Annotated in this window: 18 protein-coding genes; 9 read left to right on the top strand and 9 right to left on the bottom strand. The window is 71.0% G+C overall.

What is annotated here, in order from left to right:
* Window positions 1–42: 42 nt before the first annotated feature.
* Window positions 43–1,206, bottom strand: coding sequence for a steroid 3-ketoacyl-CoA thiolase (locus tag QI633_RS14215; protein ID WP_141798591.1), 1,164 nt, complete (start codon window positions 1,204–1,206; stop codon window positions 43–45).
* Between the two features lie 171 nt (window positions 1,207–1,377).
* On the opposite strand from QI633_RS14215, the gene QI633_RS14210 reads away from it, so the two are divergent.
* The 5 genes from QI633_RS14210 to QI633_RS14190 all read left to right on the top strand — a co-directional run bounded on the left by QI633_RS14210 (window position 1,378) and on the right by QI633_RS14190 (window position 5,506).
* Entirely contained in the window at window positions 1,378–2,616 is a 1,239-nt protein-coding gene (locus QI633_RS14210) for a cytochrome P450 (RefSeq protein WP_141798592.1), read from the top strand.
* A 75-nt stretch (window positions 2,617–2,691) separates the two neighbouring features.
* A complete protein-coding gene (locus QI633_RS14205) occupies window positions 2,692–3,369 on the top strand; it encodes a response regulator transcription factor (protein ID WP_141798593.1) in 678 nt (225 codons plus the stop codon).
* Window position 3,370: 1 nt separating this feature from the next.
* Window positions 3,371–4,660 (top strand): HAMP domain-containing sensor histidine kinase, encoded by a 1,290-nt coding sequence (locus tag QI633_RS14200; protein ID WP_141798594.1) that lies wholly within the window; start codon window positions 3,371–3,373, stop codon window positions 4,658–4,660.
* A gap of 85 nt (window positions 4,661–4,745) precedes the next feature.
* Window positions 4,746–5,285 (top strand): PepSY domain-containing protein, encoded by a 540-nt coding sequence (locus tag QI633_RS14195; protein ID WP_141798595.1) that lies wholly within the window; start codon window positions 4,746–4,748, stop codon window positions 5,283–5,285.
* Window positions 5,286–5,320: 35 nt separating this feature from the next.
* Window positions 5,321–5,506, top strand: a complete 186-nt coding sequence (locus QI633_RS14190; RefSeq protein WP_141798596.1) for a hypothetical protein — start codon at window positions 5,321–5,323, stop codon at window positions 5,504–5,506.
* A 15-nt stretch (window positions 5,507–5,521) separates the two neighbouring features.
* Here the strand turns inward: QI633_RS14190 and QI633_RS14185 are convergent, their stop codons facing one another.
* The 6 genes from QI633_RS14185 to QI633_RS14160 are packed head-to-tail and all read right to left on the bottom strand — an operon-like array spanning window position 5,522 to window position 11,455.
* Window positions 5,522–6,619, bottom strand: a complete 1,098-nt coding sequence (locus tag QI633_RS14185; protein WP_141798597.1) for a glutamate--cysteine ligase — start codon at window positions 6,617–6,619, stop codon at window positions 5,522–5,524.
* Between the two features lie 54 nt (window positions 6,620–6,673).
* On the bottom strand, window positions 6,674–7,441 hold the full coding sequence (gene map / locus QI633_RS14180) for a type I methionyl aminopeptidase (protein ID WP_141798598.1): 768 nt from the start codon (window positions 7,439–7,441) through the stop codon (window positions 6,674–6,676).
* 10 nt (window positions 7,442–7,451) lie between these two features.
* The gene (locus QI633_RS14175) at window positions 7,452–8,213 is read right to left on the bottom strand and encodes a hypothetical protein (protein ID WP_282426159.1); all 762 of its coding nucleotides are present in this window, start codon (window positions 8,211–8,213) and stop codon (window positions 7,452–7,454) included.
* Between the two features lie 45 nt (window positions 8,214–8,258).
* On the bottom strand, window positions 8,259–9,422 hold the full coding sequence (locus tag QI633_RS14170; protein WP_282426158.1) for a thiolase domain-containing protein: 1,164 nt from the start codon (window positions 9,420–9,422) through the stop codon (window positions 8,259–8,261).
* Window positions 9,422–10,474: a thiolase domain-containing protein gene (locus QI633_RS14165; RefSeq protein ID WP_282426157.1), complete on the bottom strand. Its 1,053-nt coding sequence runs from the start codon at window positions 10,472–10,474 to the stop codon at window positions 9,422–9,424. The genes QI633_RS14170 and QI633_RS14165 overlap by 1 nt, the downstream gene beginning before the upstream one ends.
* Before the next feature lie 18 nt (window positions 10,475–10,492).
* Window positions 10,493–11,455: an OB-fold nucleic acid binding domain-containing protein gene (locus tag QI633_RS14160; protein ID WP_282426156.1), complete on the bottom strand. Its 963-nt coding sequence runs from the start codon at window positions 11,453–11,455 to the stop codon at window positions 10,493–10,495.
* A 79-nt stretch (window positions 11,456–11,534) separates the two neighbouring features.
* Here QI633_RS14160 and QI633_RS14155 point away from each other — a divergent pair, with 79 nt between their 5' ends.
* From QI633_RS14155 to QI633_RS14140, 4 genes are read left to right on the top strand one after another with little or no spacing between them, the layout of a single operon-like run.
* Window positions 11,535–12,578, top strand: coding sequence for an LLM class F420-dependent oxidoreductase (locus tag QI633_RS14155; RefSeq protein ID WP_282426155.1), 1,044 nt, complete (start codon window positions 11,535–11,537; stop codon window positions 12,576–12,578).
* Between the two features lie 41 nt (window positions 12,579–12,619).
* The gene (locus QI633_RS14150) at window positions 12,620–12,901 is read left to right on the top strand and encodes a hypothetical protein (protein WP_282426154.1); all 282 of its coding nucleotides are present in this window, start codon (window positions 12,620–12,622) and stop codon (window positions 12,899–12,901) included.
* A 41-nt stretch (window positions 12,902–12,942) separates the two neighbouring features.
* A complete protein-coding gene (gene fadD8 / locus QI633_RS14145; protein ID WP_260805952.1) occupies window positions 12,943–14,541 on the top strand; it encodes a fatty-acid--CoA ligase FadD8 in 1,599 nt (532 codons plus the stop codon).
* Between the two features lie 17 nt (window positions 14,542–14,558).
* A complete protein-coding gene (locus QI633_RS14140) occupies window positions 14,559–15,032 on the top strand; it encodes a hypothetical protein (RefSeq protein ID WP_141798605.1) in 474 nt (157 codons plus the stop codon).
* Window positions 15,033–15,055: 23 nt separating this feature from the next.
* On the opposite strand, the gene QI633_RS14135 is transcribed toward QI633_RS14140, so the two are convergent.
* Together QI633_RS14135 and QI633_RS14130 are read right to left on the bottom strand one after the other, a co-directional pair.
* Window positions 15,056–15,751 (bottom strand): hypothetical protein, encoded by a 696-nt coding sequence (locus QI633_RS14135; protein WP_282426153.1) that lies wholly within the window; start codon window positions 15,749–15,751, stop codon window positions 15,056–15,058.
* A gap of 38 nt (window positions 15,752–15,789) precedes the next feature.
* Window positions 15,790–16,482, bottom strand: coding sequence for a hypothetical protein (locus QI633_RS14130; protein WP_282426152.1), 693 nt, complete (start codon window positions 16,480–16,482; stop codon window positions 15,790–15,792).
* Window positions 16,483–16,502: the final 20 nt, after the last annotated feature.

The following is a 16,502-nucleotide window of genomic DNA, read 5'->3' as shown; positions in this document are numbered from 1 at the left end:
AGTCGGCTGACCCGGGCGTTCGCCCGGGCCAGCCGGGCGAGGTCAGATCCGCTCGATGACGGTGCCGGTCGCCATCGCACCGCCGGCACACATCGAGATCAGCGCGGTGCCTTGGTCGCGCCGCTCCAGCTCGTGCAGCGCGGTGGTGATCAGCCGCACGCCGGTGGCCCCGACCGGGTGACCGAGCGCGATAGCACCTCCGTTGACGTTGACCTTGTCCAGGTCGACGCCGTGGACGCCGGCCCAGGAGAGCACGACGGACGCGAACGCCTCGTTGACCTCGAACAGGTCGAAGTCGCCGATCGCCATGCCGGTCTTCTCGAGCAGTCGCGCAGTGGCGTCGATCGGGCCGTCGAGGTGGTAGTAGGGGTCGGACCCGACCAGGCACTGCGCCTTGATCCGGGCCCGCGGGGTCAGGCCCAGGGCGCGCGCCCTGTCCTCGTCCATGATCAGCAGCGCGGCCGCACCGTCGGAGATCTGCGAGGAGGTGCCGGCCGTGTGCAGACCGTCCTCGAGCACGGTGCGCAGGCCGGCCAGGCCCTCGGCGGTGGTCTCGCGCAGGCCCTGGTCGGCGTCGACGAGACGGGTCTCACCGGTCGGCTTGCCCTCGTCGTCGAGCACCGGCGCCTCGATCGCGGCGATCTCGCGCTTGAAGCGGCCCTCGTCGACGGCGACCCGGGCCTTGGCCTGGGAGGCGAGGCCGAGCGCCTCGAGGTCGGCGCGGGTGAGGCCGCGGTTCCTCGCGATCCGGTCGGCGGCCTCGAACTGGTTCGGCATGTCGATCGACCAGTCGTCGGGGCGCGGGTCGCCCATCCCCGGCGGGACGTTGGCGCCCAGCGGGATGCGCGACATCATCTCCACGCCGCAGGCGATACCGACGTCGATGGTGCCGGCGGCGACCATGTCGTTGACCAGGTGGGCGGACTGCTGTCCCGAGCCGCACTGCGCGTCCAGCGCGGTCCCCGCGGTCGCCATCGGCAGCCCGGCGTACAGCCACGCCCGGCGCACCATGTCGTTGGACTGCTCGCCGGCTTGGGTGACGCAGCCGCCGACCACCTGCTCGACGAGCGCCGGGTCGACCCCAGCGCGACGGAGCACCTCGGCCTGGATGAAGCCCAGGGTCTGGGCCGGGTGCAGGCCGGCCAGCCAGCCCTTGCGCTTGCCCAGGGGGGTGCGGACTGCTTCGACGATCACAGGGTTGCCCATGTCCGCACGGTAGCACCGAAGTAGAACACGTTCTAGCCAGCGTCCCGTCGTGATCCGCGCCACGGGAAAAGTCCTTTCACGAAACCCTTTCGTATTGGCGCGATGCTTTGTACGGTGGCTCTAGAACGTGTTCCACCCCCCATGGTCGTCCAGTAGCGAAAGGTTCGTCGCGTGACCGAGCTCCTCATTCCGGAGGGATGGGATCCCACCGATCCCGACATCAACGAAGTGGCCCTGCCGCACGACGAGTTCCGTGCGCTGCGGGCCAACGAGCCGATCCGCTGGATCGAGCAGGTCCCCGAGGCGCGCGCCGGCTTCCTCGACACCGGCTACTGGGCGCTGACCCGCCACGCCGAGGTCCGCCAGGTCTCCAAGGACAACGAGAACTGGTCGGCCATGGAGAACGGCGTGATCATCCGGTTCGCCCCGGACATGACCCGCGACCAGGTCGAGGTCCAGCGCGCGATGCTGATCCACCACGACCCGCCGGACCACACCCAGATGCGGGGCATCGTCTCGCGCGGCTTCACCCCCCGCGTGATCGCCGCCCTCAAGACGGTCCTGGAGGAGCGGGCCCGCGAGATCGTCGCCGACGCCGTGGCCAAGGGTTCCGGCGACTTCGTCGAGGACATCGCCGCCGAGCTGCCGCTGCAGGCGATCGCCGACTTCCTCGGCGTACCGCAGGAGGACCGCAAGAAGCTCTTCGAGTGGTCCAACCAGATGATGGGGTACGACGACCCCGACATCGGCGCCGACCCGGCGGTCGCGTCCATGGAGATCCTCGTCTACTTCGACCAGCTCGCCAACGAGCGCCGGGCGAACCCGCAGGACGACATCGTCACCAAGCTGATCAGCGTCGGCGCCGACGACGACCACGGCGCGCTCACCAACGACGAGTTCGGCTTCTTCGTGATCCTGCTGACCGTGGCGGGCAACGAGACCACGCGCAACGCGACCAGCCACGGCATGCACGCCTTCTTCGAGCACCCCGACCAGTGGGAGCTGTGGAAGAAGGAGCGCCCGGAGACGGCCATCGACGAGATCGTCCGCTGGGCGACCCCGGTGACCGTCTTCCAGCGCACGGCCAAGAAGGACACCGAGCTGGCCGGCCAGGCGATCAAGAAGGGTGACCGCGTGGCGATGTTCTACGCGTCCGCCAACTTCGACGAGACCGTCTTCGAGGATCCGTTCAAGTTCGACATCATGCGCGAGAACAACCCGCACGTCGCGTTCGGCGGCCACGGCGCGCACTACTGCCTCGGGGCGAACCTCGCGCGCCTGCAGATCAACCTGATCTTCAACGCGATCGCCGACCTCGCGCCCGACATCGAGCTCGTCGGCAAGCCGCGTCGGCTCCGCTCCGGATGGCTCAACGCCATCAAGGAGATGCAGGTCAACTACACCAAGTAGCGCACCTCTTCAGCGCAGGTTCAGGGTGGCTCCGCGACAATGGGGCCACCCTGAGCCGTTTCTCCCGGAGGTCGCATGCGTGTCCTGGTCGTCGACGACGAGCGACGGCTCGCCCGCACGCTGCAGGTCGGGCTCGGTGCCGAGGGCTTCGCCGTCGACCTCGCCCACGACGGCACCGACGGGCTGTGGCTGGCCCGCGAGAACGCGTACGACGCGATCGTGCTCGACCTGATGCTGCCCGGGATCAACGGCTACCAGGTGTGCCGGGCACTGCGCGAGGAGGGCAACTGGACCCCGATCCTGATGCTCACCGCCAAGGACGGCGAGTGGGACCAGGTCGAGGGCCTCGACACCGGTGCCGACGACTACCTGACCAAACCGTTCTCCTTCCCCGTGCTCGTCGCCCGGCTGCGAGCGGTCGCCCGGCGAGGTGCGCGGGAGCGCCCGACGGCACTGGAGATCGGCGACCTCGTCGTCGACACGGCCGCCCGGCGGGTGCACCGCGGGGACGTCGAGATCGGGCTGACCGCCCGCGAGTTCTCGGTACTGGCCTTCCTCGCGCGGCACAAGGGCGACGTGGTGTCCAAGCGCCAGATCCTCGACGCCGTCTGGGACGGCGACTTCGAGGGCGACCCCAACATCGTCGAGGTCTACGTGCGTCACCTGCGCAACAAGGTGGACCGGCCCTTCGGCCGGGGCGCGATCGAGACCCTGCGCGGCGCCGGGTACCGCCTCGCGAGCGACGGCGGCTGACATGCGGTTGCGCACGACGCTCGCCGCGGTCCTCGTCGTGGCGGTGGCCCTCGTGGTGGCCGCGGTGCTGCTCGTGCTGGCGGTGCGCTCCTCGCTGCGCGACGCGGCCGAGACCACCGCGGAGCACAGGGCGAGCGACCTCGTGACCCAGGTTGACTCCGGACGGCTGCCCGAGCCGGGGGAGACCGACGACGAGCCCGACGATGTCGTCTGGCAGGTCACCGGCGCCGACGGGCAGGTCGTCGTCGCGTCCGGGTCGCTGAGCGGCCGGATCCCCGTCGAGGACGGCGAGGTCGTCGCCCTTCGCGGCGGCGAACACCGCTACGTCGTCGTCACCGAGGACACCGGGGCCGGTGGCGTGGTCGCGGTGGCCGCGTCTCTCGAGGATCTCGACGAGACGACCGCCGCATTGGTCGTCCCCCTGCTGCTCGGCGTTCCACTGCTCCTCGTCGTCGTCGGCGCGACCACCTGGCTGGTCGTCGGGCGCGCACTGCGTCCCGTCGACCGGATCCGGGCCGAGGTCGAGCGGATCAGCGGATCGAGCCTGGAGCGGCGGGTCCCGGTGCCGACGGGCAAGGACGAGATCGGTCGCCTGGCCCGCACCATGAACCTGATGCTCGGGCGCGTGCAGGAGGCGAGCGAGCTGCAGCAGCAGTTCGTCTCCGACGCCTCCCACGAGCTGCGCTCACCGGTGGCCAGCCTGCGCCAGGTCGCCGAGGTCGCCCAGGCCCATCCCGGCGCACTGCCGGAGGGAGAGCTGGCCGCGACGGTGCTGGAGGAGTCGCTGCGGATGCAGCTGCTCGTCGACCAGCTGCTCGTGCTGGCCCGGGCCGGCGAGGGCGCGCCCAGGATGCGGCGGGTCGACGTCGACGTCGACGACCTGGTGCTGCTCCACGCCCGCCGCGGAGGACGGCCGTGCCCCGAGATCGACACGGGCGGGGTCGGCCCGGGCCGGGTCCGTGGCGACGCCGTGGCCCTGGGGCAGGTGGTGCGCAACCTGCTCGACAACGCCGTGCGTCACGCCGACCGGCGCGTGGTCGTCGGGGTGCGCCAGCAGGACGACAGCGTCGTGGTGAGCGTCGAGGACGACGGCCCCGGCGTGCCGGCGGCCGAGCGGGAGCGGGTCTTCGAGCGGTTCCGGCGCCTGGACGAGGCCCGGGCCCGCGACGCCGGCGGCAGCGGACTCGGTCTGGCCATCGTCCGTGAGGTCGTGGCCGCCCACGGGGGCTCGGTCGTGCTGGACTCGTCGCCGCTCGGGGGCGCGCGGTTCGTCGTACGGCTGCCGGGCTGAAGGCCCCTTCAGGAAGGTTCAGCAGGGGTTCAGCGAGAGGGTGCCAGAGTCGGAGCCGAACATCCCCTCCGAGACAAGGAAACCCATGAACACCGCACGCCTGCGCAGCAAGCGCGTCCTCATCCCCGCCGTCGTCGTCGTGGCCGTCCTGGCCGTGGGCGGCACGGTGTGGGCGGCCTCCGGCGACGACGAGGTCGGTGGCGAGGAGCGCGACCGGGTTGCCGCCGCAGCCGAGAAGGCCGCCGGCGGCGGCGAGGCCGTGTCCGTCGAGAAGAGCGACGACGCGGGCGAGGCCTACGAGGTCGAGGTACGCCGCCCCGACGGGACCGAGGTGGACGTCACCCTCGATGAGGACCTCGCCGTCGTCGGCCAGGAGAGCGACGACGATGACACGGACGACAACGACGTGAACGACGCCGACGACCGGGTGCTCACCGCCGAGGAGCGGGACTTCGTCGAGAAGGCGGCGCTGGACGCCGTCGGCGGCGGCACCCTGCTCGAGGCGAGCGCGAGCGACGACCCGGGCGTGGCCTACGAGGCCGACGTGCGCGACACCCAGGGCGTCGAGTGGAACGTGGACCTCGACGCGGCCTTCGCCGTCGTCCAGAAGACCGAGGATCGTTGATCCTCCCGAGGGACCCGATGGAGTAGCGTTCGTTCGTGCAGGACGCCGAGCATCAGGAGGACGACGCGATGAGCGAGATCAACGCCGAGCAGTTCCCCGGTTTCTCCGAGAACCACTACCAGCACGGGATGCACTCCCTTGCCTGGGTCTCACTATGGGTGATCGTCGGACTCGGCGTCGCCTGCGGCATCTTCGGCTTCATCTGGGGCGTCAGCCACTGATCCCCTCCGACCTGGTCAGCCGGCGTTCGTGCGGCTGACCAGGTCGTCGACCACCGCCGTCATGCTGCCGCCGCTGCGCTCGTAGCTGGCCCGCTGTCGGGTCGCGCCACCCTCGGCCAGGACTCGCGGCACTCCCCTCCGCACGACCTCGTCGTCGCCGTACGCAGCCAACGGGTCCGCGACGACGGCGACCAGGTGGTTCAGCACCTCTCGCGCCGGGGCCAGGTCGCCCGTCACCGGGTCGAGCAGCCGCTCGGTCAGGCCGTAGCGCGCCGCGCGCCACCGGGCCGCGCGGAGCAGCTCGGCCCGCCAGTGACCGCTGGGCAGCCCGTCGCCGTCGACCTCGCGGGAGACCAGCGCGCGGGCCAGCACCGCCACCAGGACCGCGTCGTCGGGATCGGTGCACACGTCGGCGATCCGCACCTCCACCGTCGGCTGGTGGGCCGAGAGGCGGGCGTCGAAGTACAGCATCCCGTCGTCCATGGCGGCGCCCGAGGCCACCAGGGCGCGGCCGAGGGCGTGGTACGAATCGGCCGAGCCGAACCGCTCGGTCGAGCACGCGCTGGGCCAGTGCGCCCAGGCCTCGGCCCGCCATGACGCATAGTGCGTGTCGCGGCCGTGGAAGTACGGCGAGTTGGCGCTGATCGCCAGCAGCACCGGCAGCCAGGGCGTGATCGCGTCGATGGCGCGCACGCCCTGCTCGTCGGAGTCGACCTGGACGTGCACGTGCTGGCCGCAGGTCCCGCCCGGGCGGGCGATCTCCCCGAAGGTCGCCACCATGGCCAGGTAGCGGTCATCACGGGTCGTGCGGGGCGGGCCGCCCTGCAGCGGCACGGCACCGGTGGCTGCGGTCCGCGCTCCCACCGCCTCGGCGGCCCGGCGGGCGCGGTCCCGGAGCCGGACCAGGTGGCGGCGCAGGTCCGCCGCGTCGCGGACCGGGGGCGTGCGGGTCTCGAGCTGGTGCGCGAACAGCTCGTGGTCGAGCTCGTCGGCGGGTTCCGGGTCGTGCTCCGCGGCGTACCTCAGCACCTGCTCGGCGCGCGACGTCGTCGCCCGGGTCTCCGGATCGACGAGGAGCAGCTCCTCCTCGACGCCCAAGGTGCGCCGCTCCATCCCACCTCCCGACCGCTCGGGTCGTGGGGATGGAGGTACCCCGAAGCGAGGGGGTCAGTCGCGGGCGGTGAGCACCAGCGGGTCGCCGGAGGTGATGGCGACGGTGTGCTCGGCGTGCGCGCCGCGCGAGCCGTCGGCGCTGCGGATGGTCCAGCCGTCGGGGTCGAACACGATCTCGTCGGTGGTGTGCAGGAACCACGGCTCGATCGCGATGACCAGGCCCGGGCGGAGCTTGATGCCGCGGCCGGGGCGGCCGTCGTTGGCGACGTGCGGCTCACCGTGCATGGTGCGGCCGACGCCGTGGCCGCCGAACTGCAGGTTGACCTGGAGGCCGGCCGCGTGGGCGACGTCGCCGATGGCGGCCGAGATGTCGCCGAGGCGGTTGCCGGCGCGGGCGGCGGCGATGCCGGCGGCGAGGGCCTGCTCGGTGGTCTCGATCAGGCGGAGGTCCTCCTCGCGCGGGGTGCCGACGACGACCGACAGGGCGGAGTCGGACACCCAGCCGTCGACCGAGGCGGCGAAGTCGACGGACAGCAGGTCGCCGTCGCGCAGCGTGTAGTCGTGGGGGAGACCGTGCAGCACCGCGTCGTTGACCGACGTGCACAGCACCTTGCCGAACGGGCTGGCGCCGAAGGACGGGTGGTAGTCGATGTAGCACGACTCGGCACCGGCGTCCTTGATCATCTGGTGCGCCAGGGCGTCGAGCTCGAGCAGGTTGACGCCGACCGCGGCCTTCTCGGAGAGGGCCTGGATCACCGAGGCGACGAAGCGCCCGGCCGGACGCATCTGCTCGATCTGGGTGGGGGTGCGCAGCTCGATCACGGGGACGAGCCTACTGACCCGAGGAGGCGTCCCCGGCATCCACGACGACCGCGCTGTGACTGGACGCGTCGTCGGCGTCGAACACGATCCCGTCGAGGTGGCGGGTGCCGGGCTGGACGCTGCCGGCCAGGGACATCTCGGCGCCGGGCGGTACGTCGACGCCGGCCGAGTAGGTGTCGCCCTGGGCGGGGTCGGACACGTCGGCGCTGCCCCACTCGCCGTCCAGCACCGACTTCACCGTGATGTCGTCGAGCTCGATCGTGCGGTCACTGCGGTTCTCCACGTCGAAGGCGAAGGTGCAGTCGAGGTCGTCGGTGCCGGCGTACTCCGAGTCGTCGGGGTGGCACTCGAGCGAGGTGACCTTGATCCGCAGGTCGCCGTCGTCGGTGGTGAACCACTCGCCGACCTCGGCGCTGGGGTCGGGCGGGTCGACGGTGTCGAACCAGTCGCCGAGGTAGCGAAGCGTGTAGTAGGAGACCACCGCGGACACGCCGAGCGCGGCGACCGAAAGGCCGATGCCCCAACCCGCGAGGTGCGCCGGACGTGCCAGTCTGCGGGCACGGATCACGCCGGCGACACCGAGGCCGATCCCGATCACTGCCAGGACCACGGAGACGACGTTGACGAGCGGGACGACGGCGACGCAGATCGCCACGATGCCGAGGACGAACGCTGCTACCGCCTGGCCGTTGCCGGGTGACGCGGGAACCGGCGCGGCGCCGTACGGCGGTCCGGGCGGCGGGGGCGGCGGCGGGTACGACGCGTCACTCACGTCGTGAACCTAGCCGTCCCCGCGCCGGCCGAAACCGCAGGTGGGTCAGTTCGTCGGCTTGTCGGCGCCGACGACCCACATCGCGAAGAACTGCGACCCGCCGCCGTACGCGTGGCCGAGCGCCTTGCGGGCGCCGTCGACCTGGTGCTCGCCGGCCGCGCCGCGGACCTGGAGTGCGGCCTCACCGAAGCGGAGCATCCCCGAGGCGCCGATCGGGTTGGAGGAGAGCACGCCGCCCGAGCAGTTGACCGGGATCCGGCCACCCATCGCGGTCTCGCCGGCCTCGGTGAGCTTCCAGCCGTCGCCCTCGGCGGCGAAGCCGAGGTTCTCCAGCCACATCGGCTCGAACCAGGAGAACGGCACGTAGATCTCGGCCGCGTCGATCTCGTCGATCGGCGAGGTGATGCCGGCCTGCTTCCACAGCGCGGCGGCGGCGTCGCGACCGGCCTGGGGGTTGACCTGATCGCGCTCGGCGGCCGTGGTGGCCTCGGACCGCATCACGGTGCCGTGGATCCACGCCGGGTTCGGCGAGGTCCTCGCGGTGTCCTCGTCGACGATGACCAGCGCGCAGGCGCCGTCGCTCGAGGGGCAGGTCTCGTCGTACCGGATCGGGTCCCAGAGCATCTGCGAGGCCAGCACCGACTCGACGGTCGTGCCCTCGTTGTGCAGGTGGGCGTAGGGGTTCTTCAGCGCGTTGTTGCGGTCCTTGGCGGCCACGACCGCGCCGATATGGGTGGGCGCCTGGGAACGGCGGATGTAGGACCGCACGTGCGGCGCGAAGTAGCCGCCCGCTCCCGCGTGGACGGGCATGTTGAACGGCAGCGGCACCGAGAGCGCCCACATCGCGTTGGACTCGGACTGCTTCTCGTAGGCGACCGTCAGCACGCGCTTGTGGACGCCGGCCTGGACCAGTGACGACGCGACGATGGCGGTCGAGCCGCCGACCGAGCCGGCCGTGTGGACCCGGAGCAGCGGCTTGCCGGCCGCGCCGAGCGCCTCGGCGAGGAACAGCTCGGGCATCATCACGCCCTCGAACAGGTCGGGTGCCTTGCCGACGACGATCGCGTCGATGTCGTCGAGCGTCAGGTTCGCGTCGACGAGCGCCCGGTCGATGGCCTCGCGGCACAGGCCGGCCATGGAGACGTCCTCACGCTTCGCGCGGTGGTGCGTCTGGCCGACGCCGATGATCGCTGCAGGCTGCTTGCCCATCAGATCTTTCCTTCCAGGGTGCACACGAGGTTCTGCTGCAGGGCAGGACCGCTGGTGGCGTGGGCGAGGGTCTTGTCGGCCTCGCCGGACCAGACCCTCTTCGCGGCCTCGCCGACGCGGATGCCCCCGCCGGAGAACATCGGGTTGCTGGCCAGCGCGCCGCCGGACGGGTTGATGACGACGTCCTCTCCGAGCCCGAGCTCGGTGCGCAGGATGAGCTCCTGGTGGCTGAACGGAGCGTGCAGCTCGGCCACCTCGACGCCGCCGAGGTCGAGCGCGGCACCGGCCCGCTGGGCCGACGGCGACCGGGTGAGGTCGCGCACACCCATGCCCATCGGGTCGACGTAGTGGGAGATGCCGGTCAGCCAGGCGGGACGCTCGCGGACCTCGCGGGCCCTGTCGCCGGCGGCGAGCACCAGGGCCGCCACGCCGTCGGTGACCGGGGAGCAGTCGTGCTTGCGCAGGGGGTCGGCGTACATGGGCCGCGCGAGCAGCTCCTCGACCGACGAGCCGCCCTTGCGGATGGCGTGCTCGTTCTTCTCCGCATCGGTCAGCGAGCGGTTGGCGACCTCGGCCATCGCACGCTCGTCCCAGATCCCGGCGTCGATGCCCGCGCGGGCCTGGAGGCCGGCCAGGGACACGGTGTCGGGCCACAGGGGCGTCATGGTGTAGGGCTCGAGCTGGAGCGCGAGGGTGCGGCGCAGGACTCCGGCCGAGCTCTTGCCGAAGGCGTAGACGAGGGCGGTGTCGACCTCGCCCGTCTGGATCTTGAGCCACGCCTCGTACATGGCCCAGGCGAGGTCCATCTCGACGTGGGACTCGTTGACCGGCGGGATGACGCCGATCGCGTCGACCGCCTGGACGAACGAGAACGAACGACCGGCGAGGTAGTCGGAGGAGCCGGAGCACCAGAACCCGACGTCCTTGCGGGTCCAGCCGGTCTGCTCGTAGAGCTCCTTGAAGACCGGAACGAGCAGCTCCACACAGGTCGGGGACCCGTCGAACTCAGGCATCTGTCGCTGGGCGAACCCGACGACGGCGACGTCACGCATCTGTCCTTGTCTCCCGTCTCAGAGGTGGTGCTTGTAGGTGTCGAAGTCGGCGTCCGGTTCCCCGGTCGGCGCGAAGTGGTCGATGTTCTCCAGGGAGTAGGCCCACTCGTCCCTCGGCGTCCAGACCGCCTTGACCCGCATGCCCATCCGCACCTCGTCGGCGGGGACGCCGAGGATCAGGTGCAGCACGGCGATGTCGGCGCCGTCGAGGAGGACGTACGCCGAGACGTAGGGCGGGGTGATCTTCTGGCCGAGGAAGGGCACGTTGACGACGCAGAACGTCGTGATCGTGCCGGTCTGCGAGAGCTCGATCTCCTCGACGGTCGGGGTGCCGTCGGAGGGACAGGCACTGCGCGGCGGGACGTAGACCTTCTGGCAGGTCGGGCAGCGCTGGCCCATGATCCGGCCTTCGTTGAGGCCGCGGTAGAACAGCGACTCCTCCGGGGAGGCGGCGTACTTGTAGTCGAGCGAGACCGGGGTGACCACGCCGGTGACCGGCTCGTCGCCGGCGGCGGTCGGGACAGCGGCGGCCTCGGCCTCGCCGGGAGCCAGGGGCTCGAAGCACGCGATGTCGTTGATGTGGCCGACCCGCTCCGCGGCCCAGCGCACCCGCACCCGCATGCCGGTGGTGACCTCGGCGGGTGACGCGACGTCCAAGGCGTGCAGGAAGGGCACGTCGGCGCCGTCGAGGGTGACCAGGGCGAAGGCGAACGGCCGGTCGAACGGCTGGTCCTTGACCGGTTCGGGGACCCAGGTCCACGACGTGACGGTGCCGACGGAGGAGACCTCCGTGAAGTCGGTCGTCGCCTCGTGGGTGACGGGGTCGAACTCGAGTGGGGGAACGACGACCTGACCGGTCGAGGTCCGGGCGCCCACGACGACGCCGTCGCGGAGTCCGGAGAGGAAGCGACCGACGACGGGGCCGGTCGACCGGGTGTAGTCGAAGGCGACCGTGACCGGCGCCGAGAGGGTGCGGCTCATGGTCGAAGTGAAACATGTTCTGCCAGAAAGTGAAACACGTTCTAGAAATGGATCTGCCTGATCCGTCATGATGCGGAGCATGAAACTGGGCTTGCAGCTGGGTTACTGGTCCGCGCAACCGCCGCAGGGCGTCGGTGAGCTCGTCGCCGCCGCGGAGGACGCGGGCTTCGACGCGATCTTCACCGCCGAGGCGTGGGGGAGCGACGCGTTCACGCCGCTGGCCTGGTGGGGCCGTGAGACCTCCCGGGTCCGGCTCGGCACGTCGATCGTGCAGATGTCGGGCCGCACGCCGACCTCGATCGCCATGCACGCGCTGACGCTCGACCACCTCACTGGTGGCCGGGTGGTCCTCGGCATGGGCGTCAGTGGTCCGCAGGTCGTCGAGGGCTGGTACGGCGTGCCGTTCTCGAAGCCGCTGGCCCGCACCCGCGAAGTGGTCTCGATCATCCGCCAGGTGCTGGCCCGCGAGGCGCCGGTGACCAACGACGGCCCGCACCACCCGCTGCCCTACAACGGGCCCGGCGCCGTCGGCCTCGGCAAGCCGCTCAAGCCGATCGTGCACCCGCTGCGCGCCGACCTGCCGATCTGGCTGGGTGCGGAGGGCCCCAAGAACGTCGCCCAGACCGCTGAGATCGCCGACGGCTGGATCCCGATCTTCTACACGCCCAAGAGCGCCGGGATGTACCAGCCGTGGCTCGACGAGGGCTTCGCCCGACCCGGCGCCCGTCGTACCCGTGCCGACTTCGAGATCGCCGCCACCTGTCACCTGCAGGTCGTCGAGACGCCTGCGCAGAAGCAGATGGTGATCGACAAGATGAAGCCGTTCGTGTCGCTCTACATGGGCGGCATGGGTGCCAAGGAGCAGAACTTCCACCACCAGGTCTTCACTCGGATGGGCTACGGCGAGCTGGCCGACGAGGTTCAGGAGCTCTACCTGTCGGGCGAGAAGGACAAGGCCACCGCGCTCATCCCCGACGAGCTGGTCGATGACATGCACATCATCGGCACGCCCGGCGAGGTGCGCGAGCGGGTGGCGCAGTGGGAGGAGACGGGCGTGACCACGCTGCTGCTGTCGTGCCGCAGTGCCGACGAGATCCGGGGGATCGCGGAGCTGCTGGCCTGATCGCTGGTCGTTGTCGGCGGCGCGGGCTACCGTCCTGTCGCATGAGGCGCGAGCCGCACGAGAACGTCGCCACGGTGCTGGTCGATCCTGCCCTGCTGCCGGATCTCGAGCTGGAGCTGGTCGAGCTCGACCTGTGGGCGTGGCCGGTCCGCTCGGCGCCCATCTGCGCCGACGGTCCGCGCACCGAGTTCCAGGTGCGCCGCCGCCTCGTCGAGGCGCAGCGCGGGGCGTGGGACTGCGCGGCCGACTGGGTGCCGGTGTGGATCAGCTTCGGCGAGCGCCGGTCGAGCGGCGACCGGCCGGCTGAGGCGCCCCGTCGGTAAGGGTCCTTGCTCGTGGATAGAACACGTTCTAGTCTGCGAGGGTGACCGACACGCTCCGCATGCCTGCCCACAACGGCCACCTGATGGTCGCTGCCCTCAAGCGCCACGCGAACCGCCCGATCGTGCACCTCGGCGACGTGACGCTGACCGGCAAGGAGACTGCGGACCGGATCTCGCAGTACATCCAGGCCTTCGAGTCGCTCGGCGCCGGGCGAGGTACGCCGGGCGCGCTGCTCGCGCTGAACCGCCCCGAGGTGCTGTTCATCCTCGGCGCAGGGCAGACCCAGGGCTTCCAGCGCACCTCGCTGCACCCGCTCGGCTCCGCCGACGACCACGCGTACGTCATCAACGACGCCGGGATCACCACGCTGGTCATCGATCCCTACTTCGCCGCCCGCGCGGTCGAGCTGCTGGGCAAGTGCCCGGGCCTCAAGCAGGTCCTGACCATCGGCCCGGTCCCGCCGGAGCTCGCCGAGGTCGGCACCGACCTGACCGAGGTGGCGGCGTCGTTCGAGCCGCAGCCGTTCCAGGCCGCGCTGCTCGAGCCCGACCACATCACGTCGATCACCTACACCGGCGGCACCACCGGCAAGCCCAAGGGCGTGATCGGCACGGTGCGTGCGTTCTCGACCATGGCGCAGGTGCAGATGGCCGAGTGGGAGTGGCCCGAGGAGCCGCGCTTCCTCATGTGCACGCCGCTCTCCCACGCCGGCGCCGCCTTCTTCGTCCCGGTCGTGCTCAAGGGCGGCACCCTGTTCGTGTCCTCGCGGTTCGACCCGGCCGAGGTGCTGGCGACCATCGAGGAGAAGCGGATCAACTCGCTGATGCTCGTGCCGACCATGCTCTACGCGCTGATGGACCACCCGGACTCGCGCACCCGCGACCTGTCGTCGCTGGAGACCGTCTACTACGGCGCGTCCGCGATCAACCCGGTCCGGCTCAAGGAGGCCATCGAGCGGTTCGGCCCGATCTTCGCCCAGTACTACGGGCAGTCCGAGGCGCCGATGGTGATCAGCTACTTTCCGAAGGGCGACCACGTCGACGCCTCGGGTGCGCCGATCGAGTCCCGGCTCACCTCGTGTGGACGGCCCTCGGCGTACCTGCGCGCGGCGCTGCTCGACGAGGCCGGCAACCCGGTCGCGCCGGGCGAGCCGGGCGAGATCTGCGTCGCCGGACCGCTCCTGTCGGCCGGCTACTGGCAGCTGCCCGAGGCCACCGCCGAGACCTTCCGCGACGGCTGGATGCACACCGGCGACGTCGCGCGCGAGGACGAGGACGGCTTCTGGTACATCGTGGACCGCACCAAGGACATGATCGTCACCGGCGGCTTCAACGTCTTCCCGCGCGAGGTCGAGGACGTCATCGCCGAGCACCCGGCGATCGCCCAGGTCGGTGTCATCGGTACGCCGCACGAGAAGTTCGGCGAGGCGGTCACCGCGGTGGTGGTGCTGCGTGAGGGCTTCGAGCTCACCGACGAGGTCGTCGCCGAGATCAAGGACGCGGTCAAGGAGCGCAAGGGCTCCGTGCAGTCGCCCAAGGACGTCCTTGCCGTCGACGCGCTGCCGCTCACCGCGCTCGGCAAGCCGGACAAGAAGGCGCTGCGCGCACGGTTCTGGACGGGGGAGCGCTCCGTCGGCTGAGTGCTAACGTCCCCGACATGCGTCGACTCTCTCGGGCACTCGCCGTCGCGGTCGTGGCCCTCGCCGTCCTGTTCACCGCCTCGCCCGCGCCGGCTCAGGCGGCTGCCGGTCCCGACGGCAGCTACACCGCAGGGGAGACGCCGACCGAGCCGAACCCGCTCGACCGCCTGGACATCCGGTTCAAGGTCGCCAAGAACGGTCGCAAGGTGAAGGGCTGGCTGGTCACGATGAACGTGGTCTGCGGGCTCGACGTGAAGCTCGTGCAGCAGACCATGCCGACCATGAAGGTCAAGAAGAACGGCCGGTTCAGCAGCGTCTTCGCCGGCACCCAGGACAACGGCACGTCGTACCACATCGAGGTCGGCGGCAAGCTCATCGCGAAGAAGCGCAAGGTCAAGGACGGCACGCTGTCCTACGAGGTCGGCTCCTGCCGCCGCGGCACCGACCCGGCGAGCCCGCTGCGCTGGGCGGGCAGGCGCACCGGTCACTGACGTGTCGGACCGTGCCGGTGGGCCTATGACTCGCCGGCAAGGAGCCGCTCCCAGACCCGCTCGGGGATCCGGTCGAGCAGGGCCTCCATCATCTCCAGCTTCGCGTCGACCTCGGCCGGCGCGTGGCGGCCCGGACTGACGACGAGCAGCGAGTCCCCCGTGATGCGCCAGGTGAGGTCCGGGTGGTGCCTCACGACCTCGCGCACGTCGGAGAGCAGGACGTCGATGGCGAACTCCGGACTCGGTGAGCGGACCGTGAAGTGGCCGTCGAAGGCGGGATCTCCGATCTCGATGTCGCCCCCTGTGAGTCCGTCGGCCCAGCGACCGAGCAGCGTGGTCGGCCCCACGAACAGGTCGGGCGCCCGGAGGCCGAGGCTGCCGGCCACGACGGAGTAGAAATGCTGGTTGTTGTTCTCGCCGATGACGTCCGTGTACTGGTAGTCGAACGCCACGAACGGGCGCCCTTCGTGCTCGCCGATCACGACATTGGTCGCGAACCGCGCGGTACCTCTGCCGAAGGGGACTCCGGCGAACCGGTCGGCCAGGGCCGGGTGGTCGGCGCGGAACTCCCAGCCCCGGTCGTGGGCGAAGGACGCGACGCTGCGCCGGCGTCGGGCCGCGGTCCTCCTCGAGGTGAGGATCGCGATCGGGAAGAGCACCAGCAGACCGCCGATGACGATCGCGAAGATCACGACCATGAAGGTGGGGAGCGAGTCCATGCGCGTGACTTTTCCCGGCCGGCGCCGGTCGACTCCTCTCAGCGCGCCTGCTCACCGCGCAGGCGCTCCCAGACCCGCTCCGGGATCCGGTCGAGCAGGGCGTCCATCAGGTGCAGCTTGGCGTCGACCTCGGCCGGGGTGTGCTCACCGGCGCGGATGACGAGCAGCGAGTCGCCGGTGATCCGCCAGGCGACGTTCGGGTGGTGCTGCATGACCTCGCGCACGTCGGAGAGCAGGACGTCGACCGCGAAATCCCGCACGGGGGAGCGCACCGTGAAGTAGGCGTCGAACGCCGGGTCGCCGATCTCGATGTCACTGCCGCTGAGGGAGCTGATCCAGCGCCCCACCATCGTGGTCGGGCCGACGGAGAGCGGCGGTGCCTGGACGCCGAGGTTGATGGCCAGCACGGAGTGGACGTGGCGGCTCGGGCTGTCGCCGCTGCCTGTCGTGTGGTGGTAGTCGAAGGCGGTGAACGGGCGCCCGTCGTGGCGCCCGATGAGGACGTTGACGGCCTGGCGGGAGTGCCCGCTCCCGAAGGGCGCACCAGTGAAGCGGTCGACCAGGCCCGGGTCGTTCGGCCGATACTCCCACTCCCGCGCCCACGCCAGGCCGGCCAGGCCCTGCCGCCGCTCGGCCGCGCGCTTCATGCCGGCGGACACGCCGAGGACCAGCAGCACGATGACGGCGACGAAGACCAGGCCGAACACGGCGAAGACGAGGAGGGCAGCCATGGCGCCATCCTGCCCCGTCG

Source organism: Nocardioides sp. QY071 (assembly GCF_029961765.1).
In the GTDB taxonomy this organism is placed as follows: Bacteria; Actinomycetota; Actinomycetes; order Propionibacteriales; family Nocardioidaceae; genus Nocardioides.
Note: the sequence above shows the minus strand (reverse complement) of the source record. Positions and strands in the feature narration are given on the sequence as shown.

Bases quoted from the DNA above. Each gene is read 5' to 3' on its own strand.
- QI633_RS14150 (WP_282426154.1), top strand. From the start codon at position 12,620: ATGAGGCGCGAGCCGCACGAGAACGTCGCCACGGTGCTGGTCGATCCT.
- QI633_RS14205 (WP_141798593.1), top strand. From the start codon at position 2,692: ATGCGTGTCCTGGTCGTCGACGACGAGCGACGGCTCGCCCGCACGCTG.
- QI633_RS14155 (WP_282426155.1), top strand. From the start codon at position 11,535: ATGAAACTGGGCTTGCAGCTGGGTTACTGGTCCGCGCAACCGCCGCAG.
- QI633_RS14130 (WP_282426152.1), bottom strand. From the start codon at position 16,482: ATGGCTGCCCTCCTCGTCTTCGCCGTGTTCGGCCTGGTCTTCGTCGCC.
- QI633_RS14135 (WP_282426153.1), bottom strand. From the start codon at position 15,751: ATGGACTCGCTCCCCACCTTCATGGTCGTGATCTTCGCGATCGTCATC.
- QI633_RS14160 (WP_282426156.1), bottom strand. From the start codon at position 11,455: ATGAGCCGCACCCTCTCGGCGCCGGTCACGGTCGCCTTCGACTACACC.
- QI633_RS14215 (WP_141798591.1), bottom strand. From the start codon at position 1,206: ATGGGCAACCCTGTGATCGTCGAAGCAGTCCGCACCCCCCTGGGCAAG.
- QI633_RS14195 (WP_141798595.1), top strand. From the start codon at position 4,746: ATGAACACCGCACGCCTGCGCAGCAAGCGCGTCCTCATCCCCGCCGTC.
- QI633_RS14185 (WP_141798597.1), bottom strand. From the start codon at position 6,619: ATGGAGCGGCGCACCTTGGGCGTCGAGGAGGAGCTGCTCCTCGTCGAT.
- QI633_RS14200 (WP_141798594.1), top strand. From the start codon at position 3,371: ATGCGGTTGCGCACGACGCTCGCCGCGGTCCTCGTCGTGGCGGTGGCC.
- QI633_RS14170 (WP_282426158.1), bottom strand. From the start codon at position 9,422: ATGGGCAAGCAGCCTGCAGCGATCATCGGCGTCGGCCAGACGCACCAC.
- QI633_RS14140 (WP_141798605.1), top strand. From the start codon at position 14,559: ATGCGTCGACTCTCTCGGGCACTCGCCGTCGCGGTCGTGGCCCTCGCC.
- QI633_RS14165 (WP_282426157.1), bottom strand. From the start codon at position 10,474: ATGCGTGACGTCGCCGTCGTCGGGTTCGCCCAGCGACAGATGCCTGAG.